Consider the following 23,001-nt stretch of genomic DNA (forward strand, 5'->3'; position numbering starts at 1 on the left):
TATTGCTAATTCGCTTGTTATGAAATAACAAAATAAATTATAAAACAAACATTTGGAGGAATTAAAATGTCAGCAACTACAACAAACTTAAAAGAAGCAATCGTGAACCGCCGTTCAATTCGTAAAGTAACAAAAAACGATGCAATTACGAAAGAAAGAATTGAAGAAGTGTTAAAAACAGCTTTACACGCACCAACATCTTTCAATATGCAAAGTGGTCGTATGGTTGTATTAATGGATGGAGAGCATGAAAAGTTTTGGGATATTGTTAAAGAAACACTAAGAGCTCGCGTACCAGCAGAAAACTTTGAAGCGACTGTAGAAAGACTAAAAGGCTTCCATGCAGGTGTAGGAACAGTTCTATTCTTTGAAGATCAAGCAACTGTAGAAAAAATGCAAGAAAATGCACCATTATATAAAGATCAGTTCCCATTCTGGTCTCATCAAGGAAATGCGATGTTACAACACACTGTGTGGATGCTATTATCTGCTGAAGGAATTGGGGCGTCATTACAACATTACAATCCAATCGTAGATGCTGAAGTGAAAGAAACTTGGAACATTCCGGCAGAGTGGAGCTTAGTAGGTCAAATGCCATTTGGTGAACCAAACGAACAACCAGCAGAAAGAACGTTCTTGCCTACTGAAGATGTAGTGAAATTTTATTAAGAAATACAATATGTAACGAGAAGGAAGCTGTGCTTAAAAACAGCTTCCTTTTTTGTAGTGGTGTTAATTTATACGCATTTAGGGAAGAAATATAAGAAATAATCCGGTGAGAAGGGAATTAGAAAAATGAATGATGAGAAAAAATATACAGTGGTAGGTACTGATGTTGAGGAAGTAAAGCGTTTAAATAAAAATTCAGGGTTAACGTATAATCAAGTGAAAGAAATGTTAGCGAAGCAAATGCAAAAAAAGAAGTAATTAGATTGAAATCTTTCGTTTTTTCATTTAGCATTTTGATTGGAGAGAGTTAAGTAAAAGGTAACTCTCTTTTTCGTATTAAAGAAGCACCTTATAGAGTGGAGGAAACAACATGAAGAAATGGGTAAAGGTAACGCTGTCTATCTCTGGAGGCATTGTCTTATTAGCATGTGCCGGCGGATATTACGTGTATAAAAATTATTTTCCAAAGGAACCAGAGCGTATTGTATATGATAAAGAAAGAGTGCTACAACCGATACATAATCAGCTTAAAGGAATCAATATAGAAAATGTAAAGATAAAAGAAAAAGAAGTCGTAAATGCGACTGTAGATGAGCTTCAAAAAATGATTGATGATGGAAAGTTGTCATATGAAGAATTAACGAGTATTTATCTCTTTAGAATACAAGAACATGATCAAAATGGAATAACATTAAATTCTGTTACAGAGATAAATCCTAATGCGATGGAAGAAGCAAGAAAGTTAGATCAAGAGCGAGGTAGAAACAAAAAGTCGAATTTATATGGTATTCCTGTCGTTGTAAAAGATAATGTACAGACGGAAAAAGTGATGCCGACTAGTGCAGGAACTTATGTATTAAAAGATTGGATTGCAGATCAAGACGCAACAATTGTGAAGCATTTGAAAGAAGAAGGGGCATTTGTTTTAGGAAAAGCGAATATGTCTGAGTGGGCGAACTATTTATCTTTTACAATGCCAAGCGGGTATAGTGGGAAGAAAGGACAAAATTTAAATCCGTACGGTCCGGTCACATTCGATACTTCAGGGTCAAGTTCAGGATCTGCTACAGTAGTTGCGGCAGATTTTGCGCCGCTTGCAATTGGAACAGAAACGACGGGATCGATTGTTGCACCTGCAACGCAGCAATCAGTAGTTGGTTTACGTCCATCTTTAGGTATGGTAAGCAGAACAGGAATTATTCCATTAGCTGAAACTCTTGATACAGCAGGACCAATGGCAAGAACGGTAAAAGATGCAGCAACGTTATTTAATGCAATGATAGGTTATGACGAAAAAGATGTTATGACAGAAAAAATGAAAGATAAAGAAAGAATTGATTATACAAAGGATTTATCAATAGATGGATTAAAAGGGAAAAAGATAGGCCTTCTTTTTTCTGTAGACCAACAAGATGAAAATAGAAAAGCAGTAGCAGAAAAAGTTAGAAAAGACCTTCAAGATGCAGGTGCAATATTGACTGATTATATTCAGTTAAACAATGGGGGGGGGAGATAATTTGCAAACATTAGAATATGAGTTCAAGCATAATGTAAACGACTATTTTTCACAGCAAAAGAATGTACCGGTAAAATCGTTAGAAGAGATTATAGCGTTTAATAAAAAGGATAGTAAAAGACGAATAAAATACGGACAAACATTAATTGAGGGGTCTGAAAAATCTGCTATAACGAAAGAAGAGTTCGAAAACGTAGTACAAACGAGTCAAGAAAATGCAAAAAAAGAGCTAGATAGGTATTTAGTAGAAAAAGGTTTGGATGCTCTAGTTATGATTAATAACGATGAAGTTCTTCTATCAGCTGTAGCTGGTTATCCGGAATTAGCGGTTCCTGCTGGATATGATAAAAATAGAGAACCAATCGGTGTAGTGTTTGTAGGGAAACAGTTTGGTGAAAGAGAGCTTTTCAATATTGGATATGCGTATGAACAGCAGTCTAAAAATAGAAAATCACCTAGTGTATAAAAAGATTATATGAAAAATAACTGAGATCCACCGAAATATGTTGGTGGATCTCAGTTAAAAGAATCTAACAATATGAAAAGAAAAAAAGGATTCTTCTCAATTAGTAAGAAAGATTGTCTATAGGAGTTCATAAAATGTAATATATTCAATTTCCATCCATTGAAGGGGGAGGTTAATTCTTAATGAATGAAGTAAAGAGTTTTTTTCGAAGTAGAGGGTTTCAACGGTTTCTCGTTTTAATAATAGTAGCGCTTGTATTATATGCATTAAAAAGTATGATCAATTTAATATTAATTACGTTTATACTGACGTTTTTAATGGATCGATTTCAACGTTTTATTTCAAGAAAATTGAAAGTAAACCGGAAAATTGTTATTGCATGTTTGTATATAATACTAGTTTCCTTTATAGGCACAACATTATATAAATATTTACCTGTGCTGACGATACAAATTTCACAATTAATTTATCAATTTAAACTGTTTTTTCAAAATCCACCTGATAATGAAATCGTTAAATATGCACTTTCGACAATTAATGGGATGGAAGTATCAAAATATATAGAACAAGGTGTAGATGTCATATATCAATCAATAGCAAATATAGGGAAGGTAAGTTTACAAATATTATTATCTCTAATTTTAAGCTTATTTTTCTTATTAGAAAAAGAGCGTATTATTACATTTACATCTAAGTTTAAAGACAGTAAGCTAAAGATCTTTTATGAGGAAATTGCATATTTTGGTGAAAGATTTGCAAGATCGTTCGGTAAAGTAATTGAAGCTCAGTTTTTAATTGCCGTTGTAAATTGTATTCTTACTGTCATTGCATTAATCGTTTTAGGATTTCCACAGCTACTCGTATTAGCTGTTATGATTTTCTTACTAGGGTTGATTCCTGTTGCAGGTGTGATTATTTCTTTGTTTCCACTTTGTATCATTGCTTACAACGTAGGCGGGGTTATGTACGTAGTATACATAATCGTGTTCATAACAGTCATCCATGCTCTTGAAAGTTATTTTTTAAATCCGAAGTTTATGTCTGCAAAAACAAATTTACCAATCTTTTATACATTTATGATTCTCATCTTCTCAGAGCATTTCCTCGGAATATGGGGGCTTATTATCGGCATACCAATCTTTATTTTTTTATTAGATGTGTTTGATATAAATAATGAGGATACGACTGGAAAATAAGAAATGATAGAAAATCATTAAAAAGTCATAGGGGATAATGAAAATAAAAAAAGCAATCCAAAATAAATTGGATTGCTTTTTTATCTTAATTAAAGAACTGGAGCCATTGTTTCTTTCAATACTTGAACAGAGTGATCGAATTTTAATTCTTCTTCTTCACTTAGTTCAACTTCTAAAATTTCACGAACACCGCCGCGATTTAAAACAGCAGGTACCCCGATGTAAACATCTTTTTGACCATATTGACCTTCTAAGTAAGCTGATACAGTTAATACACTATTTTCATCGTTTAAAATTGCTTTTGTAACACGTAGAAGTGACATACCGATACCATAATAAGTTGCGCCTTTACGCTCAATAATATGGTAAGCTGCATCACGGACGTTTATGAAAATTTTGTCTAAATCTTCTTGATTATACGTGTTGTCTTTTTCAAGCAGTGTTTGTAGTTTTTGGATACCAACGGAAACATGACTCCAAACTGGAAGTTCAGTATCGCCGTGTTCTCCGATAATATAAGCGTGAATGTTGTGTGGGCCAATATTGAAGTACTCACCTAACATATAGCGGAAACGAGCAGAATCAAGTGTTGTACCAGAACCAATTACACGTTCTTTCGGTAAACCAGATTCTTTCCAAGTTACGTAAGTTAAAATATCTACAGGGTTTGTTGCGATTAAGAAGATGCCATCAAATCCGCTATCCATAATACTGCGAACGATTTGTTTAAAGATTTTAGCGTTTTTCTCAACTAAATCTAAACGTGTTTCGCCTGGCTTTTGTGGTAATCCAGCTGTAATAACTACAAGGTCAGCATCTTTACAATCTTCGTAGCTGCCTTTCCATACTCTAGTTGGAGCTGGTGCGAATGGAACAGCATGACTTAAATCCATTGCTTCCCCTTCAGCTTTTGCCTCATTTACATCGACTAAAACAAATTCTTCAGCTACGGCTTGGTTAATCATGCAGTAAGCATAACTACATCCAACTGCTCCTGTTCCTACTAATACAACACGGTTAATACCTTTTTTCATTTCAAAATTCCTCGCAATTTCATTGATTTTATTATGTAAGATAATACGTCTTACTTCTATAGAGTCATATCTAGTTTATTACATTTTATAAAAGATATTCAAGTATTTGAAAATGTATCCGTGTAATTCCTTGCCCAAAACATAGGAATGAAGGTAACCGAATATAATTCAGTAAAATCCTTTATAAAAGGGGAAAAGGACATGGAGCAGCCATTAACGATGGAAAGAATGCTTCATATTATTAATGTGGGGCTCGTTAAAACGAACAATCCAAAGCAGATTATTATTGTTGGTGCAGGAATTTCAGGGTTAGTTGCAGCATCGTTATTAAAAGAAGCAGGTCATAAAGTAACGATTTTAGAAGCGAATAACCGAATAGGCGGGAGAATATATACGATTCGTGAATCGTTTAGCGATGGTTTATATTTTAATGCAGGACCAATGAGGATTCCTGAAACTCATAAGTTAACTTTAGCTTACATTCGTAAATTTAAACTACCGTTAAATCTTTTTATTAATAAAACTCCTTTAGATATCATTTATACGAATAATATTAGAACGAGACTGAGTGTGTTTGAAAACGATCCGAGTGTACTTAAATATCCAGTTTTAGAGAATGAAAAAGGAAAAACGGCAGAAGAATTAATGTTAGTGGTATTAGAACCCATACTTAATTTTATTAAAAAAGATCCTAATACAAACTGGATTATCGTAGAAAAAAAATATAAAACATACTCGCTTGGGTCATTTTTAACAGAGTATTATTCAGATGGTGCAATAGATATGATCGGGGTACTTCTTGATATGGAAGCTTATATGGGAATGTCCTTAATTGAAGTATTACGTGAAATGATTTTCTTTACTTCAACAACGAAATATTATGAAATAACTGGTGGAATGGATAAGTTATCGAATGCATTCTTACCACAATTAAGGGAACATATTTTAATGCCATATAAGGTTGATAAAATCATACAAGAAGATAATAAAGTAATGATGCAAGTAAACAACGGAGAAACGTTAAAGCGGTTTATAATTACAGGTGACAGTGCAATTGTCACCATTCCATTTTCCGCGTTACGATTCGTAGAAATCCAGCCGTATCACTTATTTTCTTATTTTAAAAGACGCGCAATCCGCGAATTAAATTATATCGCTGCGACTAAAATTGCAATACAATTTCGAAGTAGATTTTGGGAAAGAGAAGGGCAGTGCGGAGGTAAGTCTATTACCGATTTGCCTATAAGATTTACATATTATCCGAGTTATGGCATTCATACGCCGGGACCGGCTGTTATGTTGGCTAGTTATACGTGGGCGGATGAGGCTTTAACTTGGGATAGTTTACCTAATGGGGAACGTGTGCGGTATGCATTAAATAATCTAGCACAAATATATGGAAATGTAGTTTATAGTGAATTTGTTACTGGTACATCATTTAGTTGGAGTAAGAATCCGTATTCTTGTGGAGCATTTACAGCTTTTGAACCAGGGCAAGAGCTAGAGTTATTCCCATATATGACATCACCGGCAGGGAAAGTCCATTTTGCTGGTGAGCATACGACATTAACACATGGATGGATGCAAGGAGCAATTGAGTCTGGAGTTAGAGTTGCATATGAAGTAAATGAACAGTGAATCTGTTATATTTACAAATGGTCATTCTTTTAATAAAATGATAAATATAAATCGTAATTATTACGCTTTGAATACATTTGAAGTAAAGAAATGGATGGTCGGTTGAATGAATAAAGTGGAGATTCATATATTAGGTGGTTTTTTAGGTAGTGGAAAATCAACATTATTACAAAATTTATTGTTAGCAGAGAAAAAGAAGAATAGAAAAGTTGCAGTATTAATGAATGAAATTGGTGAATACTCGGTAGATACAGATATTATTGGAAAAGAGAATGTTTTAAGAGAACTTCTTAAAGGCTGTATTTGTTGTACGTTAAAAGAAGAGCTTGAAATACAATTACATTCGTTATACCAACAAGAAAGACCAGATGTAATTTATATAGAAACGACAGGTGTTGCGCATCCAATTGAAGTGTTAGACGCATGTGTCTCACCAATTTTAGCTCCTTTCCTGGAAGTGAAATCAATTGTAGTCGTTTTAGATGCAGTAAGGTGGTTAAACCGAAGTATATTAAGTGCAAATGTACAACAGCTATTGCATGAGCAACTGAAATTTGGTAGTCATATTCTTGTTAATAAAGCAGATTTACTAACAGATGAAGATAAGAACACAGTACTTGAAGAAGTAAAGGCAATAAATGATCATGCGAAAATATATGAGACGAAGTATTGTAATATATCTTTACAAGATATAGAAGAAGCAGAATTTACAAATGATGAGGAACATGAGACACTACATGTCAAACAGCATTTACATATACAAACGATGACGTATCAATTTACGAAACCGATCGATCAAGACAAATTATATGAATGGCTTTCGAATTTACCAGATAGTATTTATCGAGTGAAAGGTTTTGTGAAATTCCATGGAGATAAATACCCTCACCTATTCCAATATTCTTTCGGAGTACCGACTTTACTAGAACAAGACTTCGGTTTCCCGACAAACTTAGTAGTAATAGGAGAAGGACTAGATAAGAAACAATTGGCTGAAGGGTTAGAGAAAGTAGAACTTAACTCTAATTAAGGGGAAAAGACTAACTTAAAAATAAGTTAGTCTTTTTGTATGGTCATTACTGAAATGAAACAGTATTTTCAATTGGATTGCAGAATATATATTGATTGTATGTCCGTTTCCATTACATAGGAAGGTGATTATATATTTGTGCCGAATGTAGAGGGTACTACAAGAGTCTTCCATTATCTATCGAATTAGTTAGTCATGATTACGGACAGGGGATTTTGGCGTGTTTGATTCTATCAGAAAGTAAAGTATGGGGAGGATCACAATGTCGATGAAAAAACGTAAGTGGCTAAAGACGATGTTTACTGGTTGTGTTCTAGGTTCATTATTAATAACGGCAGCTTGTTCAGGGAAGAAAACAAGTACAGAGGATGAAAGAACGATTAAAGTAGGGGTTCTTGCCTCATTAACAGGTCCATTAGAATCGTATGGAAAACAAACAGTGAACGGATTTGAATTAGGGTTAGACTATGCAACTGGTGGAACTGGGAAAGTAGATGGGAAAAAGATTAAGTTTGTTGTAGAAGATACAGAAACGAAAGCGGATGTAGCAGTTAAAAAAGCTACGAAGTTATTAGAAGAAGAGAAAGTTGATTTTTTAGTTGGATCGTCTAGTTCAAGTGATACGTTAGCGGTTTTACCACTGGCTGAAGAATATGAAAAGATTATGGTTGTAGAACCGGCAGTTGCGGATAGTATTACCGGGAAGAACTGGAATAAATATATTTTTAGAACTGGAAGAAGTTCCTCACAAGATGCGATTGCAGGAGCAGCAGCAATTGCGAAAAAAGATGTAAAGATTGCGACATTTGCCCCAGATAACGCTTTTGGTCGTGAAGGGATTGCTGCATTTAAAGCGGGTGCGAAAAAATTAGGTGCGAACATTGTAAATGAGCAATACGCGGATACAAATTCAACAGATTTTACAGCGAATATTCAAAATGTCATTAGTTCAAAACCAGATTATTTATTTATCGTTTGGGCAGGGGCAAATTCACCTTGGAAACAGTTGAAAGATATGAATGTGGAAGCGCAAGGTATTAAAATTTCTACAGGTGCGCCAGATATACCAGCATTAAAAACAATGGATGCATTAGTAGGTATGCAAGGTTTTTCTGTATATTATCACACACTTCCAAAAAATAAAGTGAATGATTGGCTAGTTGAAGAGCATAAAAAACGTTTTAATGGTGCAGTGCCAGATTTGTTTACAGCGGGAGGAATGTCAGCAGCAATTTCTATTGTAGAAGCCTTAAAGAAAACAAAAGGTGATACAGATGTAGATACCTTGATTAAGAAAATGGAAGGAATGGAATTCGATACACCGAAAGGAAAGATGAAGTTTAGAGAGAAGGACCACCAAGCGATGCAGACGCTGTATTCTATCACATTGAAAAAGCAAGATGGTGTTGATTATCCGGTGCCGGTGTTAGAGCGAGAATTAACGATGAAAGAAACAGAACCACCAGTTCAAAAATAAATAGACTGAATTTTCTGTTGTTTCATTATATAAAGAGGGGGGACCCTCTTTATATGTATTTCTTTCAAACTCACGGCTTTAAAGGGAGGGATTTCGTGACACATTTGCTAGAGACGAAAAATCTTAGCGTATCTTTTGGTGAACATCATGTTATTAAAGATGTGAATTTAACTGTCCAAAAAGGAAAGCTCATTTCTATTATCGGGCCAAACGGTGCAGGGAAGACAACATTGTTTAATTTACTAAGTGGCCAGATTTCACCCACAACAGGTGAAGTGTATTTTAAAGGGCAAGATATTACAAAACTATCGATTTCAGATCGAACACGCTTAGGAATCGGTCGCTCTTTTCAACTTACAAACATATTCCCAGAATTAACGGTACTTGAAAATGTCCGTTTAAGTGTTCAATCATTCGTACAAGATTACTATAGTTTTTTCCCGAGTCCAGCAAAATTAAAGCAACAAGTTGGAGAGGCGAGACGTTTCTTAAAAACAGTATTACTTCACGAGAAAGAGAACGTATTAGCGAAAGATTTGGCACATGGAGAGAAAAGAAAGCTAGAACTTGCGATGTTATTAGCTTTAAAAACGGATGTGTTATTACTTGATGAGCCGACGGCAGGTATTTCGGTTGAGGAAGTACCTGCTATATTACAAGTGATTGAAAATATTAAGAAACATCCAGAGAGCACAATTGTACTTATTGAACACAAAATGGATATGATATTAGGTTTGTCAGATCATCTTATCGTTTTATTTCATGGAGAGTTATTAGCTGAAGGATTGCCAGAAGAAATTATGAAAGATGAGCGTGTACAAAGTGCTTATTTAGGGGGATTATATAGTGGCACTATTACAAGTGAATAATATAGAGACGTATTTAGATCAGTTTCATATTTTGCAAGGAGTATCTCTTGCTGTTGAGAAAGGGACGATTACTGTACTGTTTGGTAGAAACGGGGCAGGGAAAACAACGACATTACGTTCAGTTATGGGGTTTCACCGGATTGCAGATGGTGAAATTTATTATGATAGTGCAAAAGTAAGTGGATTAGCTACACATTTAATTTCAAGGAAAGGAATAGGGTATGTACCAGAAAATCAAGGTATTTTTCATGATTTGACAGTAGAAGAAACATTCGCTCTTGCTAGGGGAAAAGGTGAAGAAGTAGAAGGGAAAATAGAGTGGATGCTGGAACTATTTCCGGATTTAAAGCAGTTTTGGAACAAGAAAAGTGGGCTCTTGAGCGGAGGGCAAAAGCAAATGTTGGCTATTTCAAGAGCGTTTATTAATAGTGATGGATTATTACTTATTGATGAGCCGAGCAAAGGGCTATCCCCGATAATGGTGGAGAAATTAATGGTAGCTATTTTGAAGATGAAAGAGAAAACAACAGTTTTACTTGTTGAGCAAAATTTTATGATGGCTAGTCAAATTGGCGATTATTTTTACATTATGGATAACGGACGAATTGTTCATAACGGTTTTATGAATGAATTAAAAAAGGATAAGGAAATGTGTCATAAATATTTAGGAATCTCTTAACATGAACCCGAGGTGAAAAGGATGGATGTGTTAATAAATTTATTTGTAAATGGGATTTCAACAGGGATGCTCATTTTTTTGTTAGCATCAGGTCTTTCACTTATTTTCGGTCTAATGAGCGTTTTAAACTTTGCACACGGTGGTTTATTTGCGTGGGGAGCATTTACAGGTGTTTGGTTATTTAATATGACAGGAAGTTATATATTAGCTTTAGTTGGAGCAGTAGCTATGGGAATGTTCCTAGGATTTATTTTAGAAAGGTTTCTTATTAGACCAGTATATGGAAATCATGTTCGACAGCTGCTCGTTACGCTTGGAGGAATGCTCGTTCTTAGTGAGTGTATTAAAATATTTTGGGGGCCAAACCCTATTAGTGCAAAATTACCGTTATGGTTACAAGGAAGTTTTACATCCGGAGGTATTATATTAATTAAATATCGTCTATTTGTTATTTTGATTGGGATAATTATTTACATTGCACTACTATTATTACTCAAAAAGACGAAGATAGGTCTTATGATCCGTGCTGGTGTAATAGATAAAGAAATGGTTCAAGCGCTTGGTATTAATGTAAAAGCGATATTTTCTTTCGTCTTTTTATTAGGAGCAGGGATGGCAGCTTTGGGAGGTTTCTTATTAGCACCGTATTCGGGCGTTATTTTCGCCGAGATGGGCATGCAGTATGCAATTTTAGCTTTTATAGTAGTAATTATCGGAGGATTAGGAAGCGTACAAGGTTCAGCTCTTGCGTCTTTAATTGTCGGATTAGCTGGTGCTTTTACAGCGTATTTTATACCAGATTTATCACTTGCAATTAATATGCTAATGTTACTATTTTTCTTAATAGTAAAGCCAACTGGGCTTGTTGGTGAAAAGGGGTGAAATGGTGAACAACACATCGGACCGAATTAAAGTATACTTCGGAGTATGTATGCTAATTTGTTTAAGTGTATTTCCGTTCGTAAATGATTCACGGAGCCTGTTAATTTTGTTCACTCAAATCTTCATCTTTGCTATTTTTGCAATGAGTTTTGATGTATTGCTTGGGTATACAGGGATTGTATCGTTCGGTCATTGTATGTTCTTTGGGATAGGAGCATATGGGGTAGCGCTTTTATTTGATCGGCAAGGCGTATCAATAACGAATTTTTTAATAGGGATAGTAGCTGCAATTATTGTTTCAGCAATCGTTAGTTATATAATTGGTTTGCTTTCTTTACGGTTGAAAAGTCATTTTTATGCAATGTTAACACTTGCTATTTCACAGTTGTTTTTCGTACTTGCTGAAAAATGGCGTGGGCTTACTCACGGAGGAGATGGTTTTACATTTGGGGTACCAGAAATATTCCGTGATCGTTTTACTTTTTATTATGTATCACTTATATGTTTACTCTTCATTTTTATTCTATTACGTCTTTTTACAAAGTCTTCTATTGGGAAAGTATTAAAGGCGATTTCACAAAATGAACAACGTGTTGAAGCACTTGGATATAAAGTCCTCCATTATAAAATAATCGCAAGTGTAGTGGCAGGAATAGTAGCTGCAATTAGCGGTGGTTTATTTGTTATTACATTACGCTTTGTCAATACGACTGTATTTTCAATTGAAATGACATTAAATGCATTATTGATGACGATGATTGGAGGGGTTGGAACGTTAATTGGAGCTATTGCTGGATCTGGGATTATTGAATCACTAAAATATTATTTATCAGAACTGGCGACGGAATATCCGATTTTTGAAAGATGGACGATTATTCTAGGTTTATTGTATATTATCGTGCTACTTGTTTTTCCGAAAGGATTGGTTGGGACGGTTAAGAAATTGAAGGGTTTTAAAAGGAATAAGAAGGAGAAAAGTACAGAAGTGGAGCAAAACGTGTGAAAAATCAATTGTATTCAAAATAAAAATCCCTCTTTTAGATTCGTTAAAGAGGGATTTTTATTTTGAAAAAAGTTTGTCAACGAAGTCATTTTATTAATCAAATAGTTCATCAGGGATATGCTTTATAAAGGTTTGATTCGTAAAAAAATGAACAGCGAAATTCTCAATGGGAACATCTGCAATTATTACTAATGTATCATTTTTAATCGGTAAAAAAGCTATTCCTTTTCCATCATTAATAAACTCTTCCATAAGCGAATAAGAATCCAACTGTTGAAGTTGGCGCTGAGATAAATTGTTTTCTTTTAGGAATTGTATTGTCTTATTCCTAAAAGGGCACTTTTTGTCATTGCTAACGAAGAAAATTTCTTTTGAATAATCAATGGTACATTTTTCTTTCGCTTTTAATAAGCCTACAGAAATTGAGGTCGTGAACACTTTTTTAAACGATGCGTCAGGATAATCCTCATAAGTTATGACCATATCAACTTTTTGTTGCTGCAGTAATTTTTGCAAATGACTACTACTTTCTACATATATTTCATAATTTCTGAAGTTTTCTGCAATACGCTTACTTAAATAATTTGTCAAAATAGATTGTGACGTCGCTATTATATAAGAAGAACCACTCATTTTAATTTCATCTTTTACTTCTTCTAATAGAGTTAATATTTTATTCGTGTAATCTAATAAAATGTCACCAGCAGGTAATAAGGAAACGCCTTTGTTATCTCTATGTAGTAAAGGTGTTTCTAACTCTTGTTCTAATTTTTTGATTCGCTCAGTTACGTTCGGTTGAACATATCCTAACTCTTTAGCAGCTTTACTAATAGAACCCTCACTGGCCACAGTTTTGAATATAATAAGATCATTTATTTCCATGTATCTCAGCCCCTTATGCACTATCATTATAAATGATACCAAACATAATTTATACCTATTTTACGTTAGCCGCTTATCGATTTATCATAATGTATATAAGATTGAAAGCGAGTGATAAACATGATTGGAATGCAATATAAGGTCATTCTTCCAAAGGATTATGACATGGAAATTATTAAGAAAAGGGTAAAGGATAATGGCTATAAAACTGATGGTTTCCAAGAACTAAATTTTAAAGCTTATTTAATTACGGAAACGGAGAAAGACGGGAATTTTTATAACTGCTATGCACCTTTATATATTTGGAATGGTCATGAAGGGATGAATAAATTTATCTTTGAAGGGTATTACGATAACATTTTACAATCTTTTGGATGGCAACAAATACATATAGGTGTTCCATTAGTGGTTAATCTAAGTGATGGATTTAAGAAAAGTAGATATGTTGTTGAATATGCAGGAAGTATTTCTCAAAGTAAAACACTGATTGGGACTCAATTAAGCACTATGAATGAAGATGTACAAAACAACGAAAAGTGTTTAGGGAATGTAATCGTTTATAATCCGGATAAATGGGGATATAGTAGGTTTGAGTTTTATGAAGAGAAGCCTAATATTGTAGTGAATAAGGGTGTTACAGTATATGAGATTTTACACATTTCACGATGAAATTTTGTTGTATATTAAAAATAAGAAAAGGAATGAAAGTCTATGCCTTTTGTGAAGGTTTATTATCCTGAAAACATATTAAATGAGGAAAAGTTGTGGGAAATAGGTAAATGTATCCATCTTTCATTAATTGAACATTTTAACATCCCTGAAAATGATTATTTTCAAATGTTCTTACCTTATCAACAAAACAAATTTTTATATAATCCATATTATTTGTTGGAAAGAGGAGAAAAGAGAACAGAGAATATGATATATGTTTCTATTACATGTGGACCGGGAAGAACGGTGCAACAGAAAAAAGATTTGTATCAATCTGTATCCTTAAAAATCCCGCAATATTCCGACGTTAAAGTTTCGGATATTTTTATTACACTAAATGAGACAGCTGCTGAAAACTGGTCATTTGGTCAAGGAATAGCACAAATGGTGAAAATAAAGGGAGAAAAAAATGAAGAATGAACTTATTGAAGTACAGATTAAAAAGAAAATGAGAGAAATGGCACCTGCATTTGCTCATTATAGTGAAAAGATATTGTTTGAGGAAGTGTGGCGGGATGCCACTTTAACATTAAGAGAAAGAAGTTTGTGTACTGTGTCAGCACTAATCAGTCTCGGTAATACAGAACAATTACCATTTCATCTGAAGCTAGCTAAACAAAATGGGGTTATGGAGAATGAATTGGTTGCATTAATAACACATATGGCTTTTTACGTTGGTTGGCCAAAAGCTATGGCAGCTTTAAATATAGTAATGAATGAAATGAAAAGTTAAGAATAATGATAAGTAAGAATTCATGTTTATATGAATTCTTACTTATCATTATTTATGCAATACTCTATCGCTATATTTATTACATTTTCTCTTGCTTTTTTATCACTTGCGTAGTAAAGTGATAGTAAGATGAACGCTAGGAAGTGATGAAACATGCGTGATAATACGATAGGATCATTAATATGGTTACGTTTAATACGATTTACGAACCAAAGTAATCAAATGTCAAATGAGTTTTTAAAACGTTTTGATTTAACGACAGCTCAATTTGATGTGCTTTTGCAAATACGTACGTATCAACCACTAACACAAATGGAGTTAGCTGAAAAGGTAACTGTTACACAAGGTGGCATTTCTCGAATGTTAACTCGTCTTGAAAAAGAAGGATATATTGTACGAAAACAAGATTGGAAAACGAAAACAATTAGTCTTACAGAGCAAGGAGAAGCAGCTTTAGAGGGAGCCTTGCCAGAGCAACTTGCATTTCAATCTTCGTTTTTTGATGATGTATTAAATGAAGAAGAGCAGAAAATATTATACGAGCTGATGACGAAAGTTCATAAACATAGTGAAAAAAAAGAATTACCGCAAGAGTAATTTTTTTTACATTATCAATTGACTAATCAATTGAAGAGATAGGTAATACGAAGATATGCTTGACTTACCAACGTTTTTAGAAGAAAAACTAATACTACTTTATTAAAGGGGAGAGTAACTATGGAAAAATCCCGTATAGATACAAGAAAAGGAATTGAGTTTGGGTTATATTCAATTGGCGATCATGTTTTAAATCCACATAATGGGGAGAAAATTACGCCAGAGAAAAGAATTAACGAACTAATTGAAACAGCTAAGTTAGCAGATGAGGCAGGGCTTGATGTGTTTGCTGTAGGCGAAAGTCATCAAACGCATTTTACAACGCAAGCTCATACAGTTATTTTAGGTGCGGTCGCGCAAGTTACGAAAAATATAAAAATTGCAAGTTCCGCAACGATATTAAGTACATCTGACCCAGTTCGAGTATATGAGGATTTCGCTACCATTGACTTGATTTCTAATGGTCGTGCTGAAATCGTAGCTGGTCGTGGATCTCGTATTGGAGGATATAGTTTACTTGGTTACGATGTAAATGATTATGAAGAGTTATTTGAAGAGAAGATGGATCTTTTATTAAAAATTAATAAAGAGGAACATGTAACATGGAATGGGCAGTTCAGAGCACCACTTGAGTATGCTTCAGTTATCCCTAGAGCTAAAAATAATAACCTGCCAATTTGGCGTGCGGTTGGTGGACCGCCAGCTAGTGCAATTAAAGCAGGACGTGCAGGTGTGCCAATGATGATAACAACACTTGGTGGCCCAGCAATTAACTTTAAAGTGTCAGTAGATGCTTATCGCGAGGCTGCTCAGCAAAGTGGATTTGATCCAGCTAGTTTACCAGTTGCGACAACGAGTTTATTTTATACGGCAAAAAATTCACAAGATGCACTTAGTGAATATTACCCTCACATTAATGCTGGTATGCTTACACTGCGCGGTGGTGGGTATCCGAAACAGCAATTTACAAATGCAATAGATTACCGTGATGCTTTAATGGTTGGTAGCCCACAACAAATCATTGAGAAAATGCTTTACCAATATGAATTGTTTGGCCAACAACGCTTTATGGCACAAATTGATTTTGGCGGTGTACCATTTGATAAAATTGAGAAAAATATTGAATTAATTGCTACTGAAATTTTACCAGCCGTTAGAAAACATACAGCAAAATAAATAAAAAAACTGGGAGTCTAATTGACTCTCAGTTTTTTATTTGTTATGGAAAAATGACAAAAAAATGAACTTTTAATCGAGGGAGAGGGAAGTTATTTTCTATTTTTGAATAACATTATTTCGAGTTTGAATTTTGGAAATACATTTTTCTCTTGACAAAAAACAAGCATTTATCGAGGGTGGATGCGAGGACATTTTTTCGGTTAAAAGTCAAGTGTATGAAGAAAAACACGATTGTTTTATAGATATAAAAGTAAGCCGTATATTGAAAAAACACATTTTACTAATGAGGAAAATCTGATTCAAAAAAATGACAAAAGACATATTTCAGACAAAATGATGTCAATAATACGTCAAAAATAACCTGAATTTACTATGTAGGTATATTATACAATTCGATTAACGAATAAAACACTACAGAAATAGTGAAAAGGTAAAAATTAGCATTGCAATAGTTTGAAAAACTGAAACTTCATATTTTTCGACAATACATACAAAATGTTTTTGTCTTTTCGTATTTCTTAATAATTGAGTTTGATAAGATTGCTCAATTAACTTTTATTATAAAAACTATGAAGGAAGTGATTTTAGTATGGAAACGCTCGAATTGGCACGAATACAGTTCGCATCAACAACGATTTTCCATTACTTTTTTGTTCCGCTGTCAATTGGTTTAGCTTTTATTATTGCGATAATGCAAACGTTGTATGTGGTAAAAGGACAAGAAGTATATAAGAAGATGGCAAAGTTTTGGACGCAATTATTCCTTATTAACTTTGCAGTAGGTGTAGTAACAGGTATTTTACAAGAATTTCAGTTTGGTATGAACTGGTCAACGTATTCACGTTTTGTAGGTGATGTATTTGGTCCCTCGCTTGCAATTGAAGGATTACTGGCATTTTTCATTGAGTCTACATTCCTAGGTTTATGGGTATTCGGTGAGGATAAATTACCGAAGCGAATTCACTTAATGTGTATTTGGCTCCTTTCAATTGGAACGATGTTATCAGCATTTTGGATTTTAACTGCAAGTGCATTTATGCAGTCACCTGTCGGGTATGAAATGGCAGCTGATGGTCGTGCACAAATGAATGATTTCTTAGCCATTATTCAAAACCCACAACTATGGGTACAATTCCCGCATACAATTACAGCAGCAATTGCAACAGGTGCATTCTTTATTGCGGGTGTAAGTGCATGGAAAATTACAAAAGGACAAGAAACTGTAGTATTTAAAAAATCTTTCCGCATTTCTATCATTGTTGGAACAATTACAACGGCGCTTGTATTATTCTTCGGTCATGCACAAGCGCAACAATTAATTAAGACACATCCAATGAAGATGGCGGCAGCTGAAGCACTATGGAATACAAGTGAGGATCCAGCGCCATTTACAGTATTTTCGAAAATTGATACAGAGAAGAAAGAAAATTCGTTTGAAATTCAAATCCCTTATATGCTAAGTCTATTATCGTATGATAAGTTTAGCGGTCAAGTTGAAGGGATGAATCAAATTCAAAAACAATATGAAGAAAAATATGGACCTGGGGATTATATTCCTCCAGTGCATACAATGTTTTGGAGTTTTAGAGCGATGGTAATGAGTGGAACATTCATGCTTCTTCTAGGAGCTTACGGATGGTTCTTATCAAGAAAAGATCGTTTAGCTGAAAAAACGTGGTATTTAAAATTAATGGTGTATGCAATTTCTCTTCCATTCATCGGTAATACAGTAGGGTGGATTATGACTGAAATGGGTCGTCAACCTTGGGTTGTATTTGGTGTAATGAAAACAGAAGATGCTGTATCACCAAATGTAACATTCGGTGAAGTATTATTCTCACTTATTTCATTCACATCAATGTATTTAATTATGGGTGGAATTTGTGTGTACTTATTTGTTCGTACCATTAAGGGCCACACAAATAAGAAAATGAAAAAGGATTATCAAAGCCATGATCCATTTGATAAGGAGGAAGAGTATGTTATCTCTTAATGAGTTATGGTTTTTAGTTATTGCAATCTTATTTGTTGGATTCTTCGTACTGGAAGGTTTCGACTTTGGGGTAGGAATGGTTTCGAGGTTTTTAGGAAAGAATGATTTTGAAAAACGAGTTTACTTAAATACAATAGGACCGTTCTGGCACGCGAATGAAGTATGGCTTGTTTGTGCTGGTGGAGCCATGTTTGCGGCATTTCCGCACTGGTATGCAACTTTATTTAGTGGTTTTTATATTCCGTTTGTATTTATGCTTCTTGCTTTAATTTTAAGAGGTGTTTCTTTTAAATTTCGTGCGAAAATAGATAATCATAAATGGAAGAGTGCGTGGGATTGGGGGATGTTTATTGGAAGTATGTTACCTCCTATCCTTTGGGGAGTTGCGATTGCAAACTTTATGGTAGGTGTACCTATTGATGAGAGCAAAAATGTTGTTGGTGGATTCCTGCAATTACTTCATCCATTTGCGTTACTTGGGGGAGTAATGTTTCTCCTACTATGTATTGTTCACGGATTACAATTTCTTACGATACGTACAACTGGTAAATTGAGAGAACGTGCACGAATTGCTGCAATAAAAATTGCACCATTTTCATTAATTACACTTCTTGTTTTTGCTGGTGTGGGGTTATGGAAAACCGACATTTTCACTGCTCATGGAACAGAATGGATTATGGTACCAATCGGAGCTTTTGTAGCACTATTAGTGTCCACGTTATTAAATAAAAGAAGAAGAGATGGTTGGGCTTTCTTTATGACGAGTTTAACAATCATTTTACTAAGTGCGAGTGTATTTATCGGTATGTTCCCACGTGTTATGATTAGCTCTTTAGGAGCAATGAATGATTTGACAATTTACAACGCAGCATCAGGAGCTTATGCATTAAAACTTATGACTTACTTTGCGATTGCTATTTTGCCTTTCGTTATCGGAAGTCAAATATGGAGTTATTATGTATTTAGACAACCTGTTAAGTCAGACAACGATTTGGAGTACTAATGAAAAGAAAAAGAGGACTTCCGTCTTATCCCGGTAGCCGTATTTTATATGTAGCGTTAACGATTATTAGTATTTTAGAAGCTTTTAGTATTATTGCGCAAACAATCTTTTTAGCACGAGCTATTACGTTTTTATTTCATGGAGAGACAGTACAAACAATATTAAGTGAAATTGTTTATTTTGGTATCGCGTTTGCAGCGCGTAACATAGTAGTTCGAACATCACAAATATTAGTGGAACGTTTTGCCGAAAAAACAGGGTCGTTACTAAGAAAACAATTGATAGAGGCATATTTCACATTAGGTCCAAGGTATGTTCAAACGGTTGGAACGGGTCATCTGGTTACCTTATCAATTGAGGGGATTGAGAAATTTAAAACATATATTGAATTAACGATTCCTAAAATGATTAGAAGTAGTATCGTTCCAGGTCTAATTGTACTATATGTTTTTACGCTAGATATTGAGTCTGGAATCATTTTAGTTGTAACGATTCCTATCGTGATCATATTTATGATTCTTCTCGGATTAGCAGCGCAAAAAATGGCAGATAGTCAGTATGAGATATATCGTGTACTTTCGAACCATTTTGTAGATACGTTAAAAGGTTTAGAAACATTAAAGTATTTAGGGAAAAGTGAACAGCACGAAGGAAAGATTGAAAAAGTAAGTAAAAGATATAGAAAAGCAACGATGCGTACTTTGCGAGTTGCTTTTCTTTCTTCTTTTGCATTAGATTTCTTTACGAGTTTATCAATCGCGTTTGTGGCAGTTGGATTAGGGATACGCTTAATAGATGGAACGATTATACTATTACCAGCCCTTACAATTTTGATTTTAGCTCCGGAATATTTTCTGCCGATTAAACAAGTGGGAGCAAATTATCATGCGACATTAGATGGACAAATTGCGATGGAGCAAATAGAAGAGATTTTGCAACAACAAAAAGGAATAGAAAAGAAAGATTTAAATGAAGATATAGTATGGAATGCCTCTAGTAGCTTGAAATTACAAGATATCAAAGTTAATAATACTGAATCTGAAAAGGCTATATTAGAAGGAATTAATTTTACTTGGGAAGGTAACGGTGCTATTGGTGTTATTGGTGAAAGTGGTGCGGGGAAATCGACGTTAATCGACGTATTAGCCGGGTTTTTATCTCCTTCGAGTGGAAAGATGTTAGTAAATGGTCTAGAAGTTGATGGATCTACTCGTGAAGATTGGCAAAAAAATATTGCTTACATTCCGCAGCAACCTTATATTTTTCCGCTTTCATTAAAGGATAACATTCGTTTTTATGAAACAAAAGCAACAGATGAAGAAGTTGAAAGAGTTATTAATGAAGTCGGCCTTCGTTCACTCGTTACATCACTTCCAAATGGGATGCACGAAAGAATTGGAGAAGGTGGACGTATGCTAAGTGGCGGACAAGAACAGCGTGTTGCTATGGCGCGTGCACTTTTAAGTAAAAAACCAATCATTTTATTAGATGAGCCTACGGCACATCTTGATATTGAAACCGAATTTGAAATAAAGCAAGCGATGTTACGTCTATTTAATGGAAAGTTAGTATTTTTAGCAACTCACCGTCTACATTGGATGAAACAAATGGACCATATCCTTATTTTAAATAAAGGGGAAATGATAGAAAGTGGGACGTATGAAGAACTTTTAGAGAGTGAGACATTACATTTTCATAGGGAAGAGAGGGGAGAGAAATGAGTAACTGGGTTAAACCTTATATAAAACAAAATAAAGGTAGAATGACTTTAACTATTTTCCTTGGTCTTCTTGGAGTTAGTTCAGGAGCGATGTTACTTTTTATTTCAGGTTATTTAATCTCAAAATCTGCCCTTAGACCAGAAAATGTAATGGCTGTATATGTTCCTATTGTTGCAACAAGAGCGTTTAGTATAGGGCAAGCTGTGTTTCATTATATAGAGCGCTTAGTCGGACATGATGTCGTACTACGTATATTAGAAAAAATGAGAACGAAGCTATATAGAATAGTAGAACCACAGGCGTTATTTTTCCGTTCTCGATTTCAAACGGGTGATATGTTAGGAGTGTTATCCGAAGATATGGAGCATTTGCAAAACCTATATTTACGTACAATATTTCCTAGTATATTAGCGCTAGTTGTTTATAGTATCTTCGTACTTGTTATCGGTGCATTTGACCTTGTGTTTGCACTTATTGTAGGTTGTATGTTAGCTATTATCGTGTTTCTTCTTCCATTTGTATCATTACTTTTGATGAAGAAACACCATGTTACTTTAAAGCAAGGCAGAAGCCGTTTGTATCAACAACTGACGGATGCTGTTTTTGGATTATCTGATTGGCAGGCAAGTGGTCGTAAAGGTGAATTTATTAATGAGTATGTAAAACAAAATGATCAGTTGTTAAAAATCGAAAAGAGAGTGAAACGCTGGTATCATATTCGGGACAGTATCATTCAATTAGTAGTAGGTATTGTAGTTATTTCGATGATTATATGGACTGGAAATGAAGCGGCAAGTGAGCAAATTGCTCCTACAGTTATCGCAGCTTTCGTATTAATGACTTTATCTGTAACGAATGCGCTTATTCCTATTGCAGATGCCATCGATCGAATCCCGTCGTATGTAGAATCTACCCATCGTCTTAATGGCGTAGAAAGTGATAGTGTTTTACATGATAAAATGGATTTGTATGGAGATAATGATTACGTTGAACCAAGACATGTAGATATTGAACTGAATCACGTATCGTATAGTTATCCAGATAGTAATGAGATTGTATTAAAAGACGTATCATTACAAATAAAAGCAGGGAAGAAAATTGCTATTTTAGGCAGAAGTGGGACAGGGAAATCTACTTTACTAAAATTGTTAACAGGGGCGTTAAGCCCAGTAAACGGCCAAGTTGTATTGAATGGTGAACGAGCTCATACGAATCTTTTATCTAAATATATTTCTGTATTAAATCAAAAGCCCCATTTGTTTGATACGACAATTGGAAATAATGTACGAATTGGCAAACCAGAGGCGACGGATGAAGAGATATGGAAAGCTTTAGAGAAAGCACAACTAGCTTCACATGTTACTTCTCTTCCAGACGGATTACAAACAAAAATGCATGAAATGGGAAAGCGGTTTTCTGGTGGTGAAAGACAAAGGGTTGCTTTTGCTAGAACTCTTATGCAAGAAACACCCATCATTGTACTTGATGAACCGACTATCGGTTTAGATCCGAAAACAGAATTGTCTTTAATTGAAACAATGTTTTCTGCAACGGAAGAAAAGACGGTTATTTGGATTACGCACCATCTTGTAGGAATAGAACATGTAGACGAAGTTATATTCCTTGATCGTGGCCAAATTGTCATGCAAGGTAGTCATAAACAACTTTTGAAAGAAAATGAAAAGTATCGTAAACTTTATGAGTTAGATAAAGGAATATGATT

The 23,001-nt window shown here is 34.5% G+C and carries 21 protein-coding genes and 1 pseudogene; 20 read left to right on the forward strand and 2 right to left on the reverse strand.

Translation table 11 applies throughout. The features are described 5' to 3' along the window. Positions 1–66 precede the first annotated feature (66 nt). The 4 genes and pseudogenes from RT27_RS00130 (at position 67) to RT27_RS00145 (ending at position 3,847) form a co-directional block, all read left to right on the forward strand. A complete protein-coding gene (locus RT27_RS00130; protein ID WP_001277021.1) occupies positions 67–669 on the forward strand; it encodes a nitroreductase family protein in 603 nt (200 codons plus the stop codon). Positions 670–795: 126 nt separating this feature from the next. Continuing rightward, positions 796–927, forward strand: coding sequence for a hypothetical protein (locus tag RT27_RS36040; RefSeq protein ID WP_000997344.1), 132 nt, complete (start codon positions 796–798; stop codon positions 925–927). A gap of 112 nt (positions 928–1,039) precedes the next feature. Beyond that, a pseudogene (locus RT27_RS00140) lies at positions 1,040–2,651 on the forward strand (amidase family protein). A 182-nt stretch (positions 2,652–2,833) separates the two neighbouring features. Beyond that, the gene (locus tag RT27_RS00145) at positions 2,834–3,847 is read left to right on the forward strand and encodes an AI-2E family transporter (protein ID WP_016082029.1); all 1,014 of its coding nucleotides are present in this window, start codon (positions 2,834–2,836) and stop codon (positions 3,845–3,847) included. Positions 3,848–3,936: 89 nt separating this feature from the next. Here the strand turns inward: RT27_RS00145 and RT27_RS00150 are convergent, their stop codons facing one another. Beyond that, a complete protein-coding gene (locus RT27_RS00150; protein WP_000715327.1) occupies positions 3,937–4,881 on the reverse strand; it encodes an L-lactate dehydrogenase in 945 nt (314 codons plus the stop codon). 201 nt (positions 4,882–5,082) lie between these two features. On the opposite strand from RT27_RS00150, the gene RT27_RS00155 reads away from it, so the two are divergent. From RT27_RS00155 to RT27_RS00185, 7 genes are all read left to right on the forward strand, one after another. Beyond that, complete coding sequence (locus RT27_RS00155; RefSeq protein ID WP_016082028.1) at positions 5,083–6,519, forward strand: flavin monoamine oxidase family protein; 1,437 nt, start codon at positions 5,083–5,085, stop codon at positions 6,517–6,519. Between the two features lie 106 nt (positions 6,520–6,625). Continuing rightward, positions 6,626–7,549 carry a GTP-binding protein gene (locus tag RT27_RS00160; RefSeq protein WP_029442016.1) on the forward strand — a complete coding sequence of 308 codons (924 nt, stop codon included), beginning with the start codon at positions 6,626–6,628 and terminating at the stop codon, positions 7,547–7,549. Between the two features lie 262 nt (positions 7,550–7,811). Further along, the gene (locus tag RT27_RS00165; protein WP_043935015.1) at positions 7,812–9,026 is read left to right on the forward strand and encodes a substrate-binding domain-containing protein; all 1,215 of its coding nucleotides are present in this window, start codon (positions 7,812–7,814) and stop codon (positions 9,024–9,026) included. A gap of 95 nt (positions 9,027–9,121) precedes the next feature. After that, entirely contained in the window at positions 9,122–9,895 is a 774-nt protein-coding gene (locus RT27_RS00170; RefSeq protein WP_000149324.1) for an ABC transporter ATP-binding protein, read from the forward strand. Beyond that, on the forward strand, positions 9,873–10,574 hold the full coding sequence (locus RT27_RS00175; RefSeq protein WP_016082025.1) for an ABC transporter ATP-binding protein: 702 nt from the start codon (positions 9,873–9,875) through the stop codon (positions 10,572–10,574). Before RT27_RS00170 ends, RT27_RS00175 begins: the two co-directional genes overlap by 23 nt. A 21-nt stretch (positions 10,575–10,595) precedes the next feature. Further along, a complete protein-coding gene (locus RT27_RS00180; protein ID WP_043935016.1) occupies positions 10,596–11,456 on the forward strand; it encodes a branched-chain amino acid ABC transporter permease in 861 nt (286 codons plus the stop codon). Positions 11,457–11,505: 49 nt separating this feature from the next. Further along, entirely contained in the window at positions 11,506–12,459 is a 954-nt protein-coding gene (locus tag RT27_RS00185; RefSeq protein WP_016082023.1) for a branched-chain amino acid ABC transporter permease, read from the forward strand. Positions 12,460–12,552: 93 nt separating this feature from the next. Here the strand turns inward: RT27_RS00185 and RT27_RS00190 are convergent, their stop codons facing one another. Then, positions 12,553–13,341 (reverse strand): LysR family transcriptional regulator, encoded by a 789-nt coding sequence (locus RT27_RS00190; RefSeq protein WP_043935017.1) that lies wholly within the window; start codon positions 13,339–13,341, stop codon positions 12,553–12,555. A gap of 120 nt (positions 13,342–13,461) precedes the next feature. Between RT27_RS00190 and RT27_RS00195 the strand changes: the two genes are divergently transcribed. The 9 genes from RT27_RS00195 to cydC all read left to right on the forward strand — a co-directional run bounded on the left by RT27_RS00195 (position 13,462) and on the right by cydC (position 22,999). After that, positions 13,462–14,010, forward strand: a complete 549-nt coding sequence (locus RT27_RS00195; RefSeq protein WP_043935018.1) for a DUF4865 family protein — start codon at positions 13,462–13,464, stop codon at positions 14,008–14,010. A gap of 42 nt (positions 14,011–14,052) precedes the next feature. Next, positions 14,053–14,472, forward strand: a complete 420-nt coding sequence (locus RT27_RS00200; protein WP_043935019.1) for a tautomerase family protein — start codon at positions 14,053–14,055, stop codon at positions 14,470–14,472. Then, positions 14,462–14,785, forward strand: coding sequence for a carboxymuconolactone decarboxylase family protein (locus tag RT27_RS00205; protein WP_016082019.1), 324 nt, complete (start codon positions 14,462–14,464; stop codon positions 14,783–14,785). The genes RT27_RS00200 and RT27_RS00205 overlap by 11 nt, the downstream gene beginning before the upstream one ends. A 153-nt stretch (positions 14,786–14,938) precedes the next feature. Next, positions 14,939–15,382, forward strand: a complete 444-nt coding sequence (locus tag RT27_RS00210; protein ID WP_043935020.1) for a MarR family transcriptional regulator — start codon at positions 14,939–14,941, stop codon at positions 15,380–15,382. Between the two features lie 120 nt (positions 15,383–15,502). Continuing rightward, entirely contained in the window at positions 15,503–16,558 is a 1,056-nt protein-coding gene (locus RT27_RS00215; protein WP_043935021.1) for an LLM class flavin-dependent oxidoreductase, read from the forward strand. A gap of 592 nt (positions 16,559–17,150) precedes the next feature. Further along, a complete protein-coding gene (gene cydA, locus RT27_RS00220) occupies positions 17,151–18,554 on the forward strand; it encodes a cytochrome ubiquinol oxidase subunit I (protein WP_043935022.1) in 1,404 nt (467 codons plus the stop codon). Beyond that, on the forward strand, positions 18,541–19,557 hold the full coding sequence (cydB, locus tag RT27_RS00225; RefSeq protein WP_000950083.1) for a cytochrome d ubiquinol oxidase subunit II: 1,017 nt from the start codon (positions 18,541–18,543) through the stop codon (positions 19,555–19,557). Before cydA ends, cydB begins: the two co-directional genes overlap by 14 nt. Continuing rightward, complete coding sequence (gene cydD, locus RT27_RS00230) at positions 19,557–21,278, forward strand: thiol reductant ABC exporter subunit CydD (RefSeq protein WP_043935023.1); 1,722 nt, start codon at positions 19,557–19,559, stop codon at positions 21,276–21,278. The genes cydB and cydD overlap by 1 nt, the downstream gene beginning before the upstream one ends. Continuing rightward, positions 21,275–22,999, forward strand: coding sequence for a thiol reductant ABC exporter subunit CydC (gene cydC, locus RT27_RS00235; RefSeq protein ID WP_043935024.1), 1,725 nt, complete (start codon positions 21,275–21,277; stop codon positions 22,997–22,999). The genes cydD and cydC overlap by 4 nt, the downstream gene beginning before the upstream one ends. The last annotated feature ends 2 nt before the right edge of the window (positions 23,000–23,001 follow it).

The organism is Bacillus sp. L_1B0_5 (assembly GCF_000836715.1).
Lineage (GTDB): Bacteria > Bacillota > Bacilli > Bacillales > Bacillaceae_G > Bacillus_A > Bacillus_A thuringiensis_S.